Genomic DNA, 598 nt, shown 5'->3' with positions numbered 1-598 from the left:
AGCACGGCCTCGTCGACGTTGAAGACGTAGATGAAGGGCTTGGCGGTCAGCAGGCCCAGCTCGCGGATCGGCTCCAGATCGATCGAGGAGGCCGACAGCGGCTTGCCCTGGTCGAGGAACTCGCGCGCCTTCTTCGCGGTCTCGACCACGATCGGCTCGATCTTCCTCCCCTTGAGCTCCTTCTCGTAGCGGGCCTCGGCCTTCTCGAGGGTCTGGAGATCGGCGAGGACCAGCTCGGTGTTGATCGTCTCCATGTCGCTGGCGGCGTCGACCTTGCCGTCGACGTGGACGACGTCTGAGTCCTCGAAGCCGCGGATGACCTGCGCGATCGCGTCGGCCTCGCGGATGTTCGCGAGGAACTTGTTGCCCAGGCCCTCGCCCTCGGACGCGCCGCGCACGATGCCGGCGATGTCGACGAAGGAGACGGGCGCCGGGAGGATGCGCTCGGAGCCGAAGATCCCGGCGAGCACCTCGAGGCGGGAGTCGGGCAGGTTCACCACACCCACGTTCGGCTCGATCGTCGCGAACGGGTAGTTCGCCGCGAGCACCGTGTTCTTGGTCAGTGCGTTGAAGAGCGTCGACTTGCCGACGTTGGGGA

1 protein-coding gene is annotated in these 598 nt (G+C 66.6%); it reads right to left on the bottom strand.

Going from position 1 to position 598, the window contains the following annotated elements; translation table 11 throughout:
- Nucleotides 1-598 (bottom strand): GTPase (locus C5C10_RS17445; RefSeq protein ID WP_181073509.1); only part of this gene is annotated, 598 nt, incomplete at both ends.

It is taken from the genome of Rathayibacter sp. AY1A3, assembly GCF_002930975.1.
Lineage (GTDB): Bacteria > Actinomycetota > Actinomycetes > Actinomycetales > Microbacteriaceae > Rathayibacter.
The sequence above is the reverse complement of the archived record's forward strand: the minus strand, read 5'-3'. Positions and strand labels throughout refer to the sequence as shown.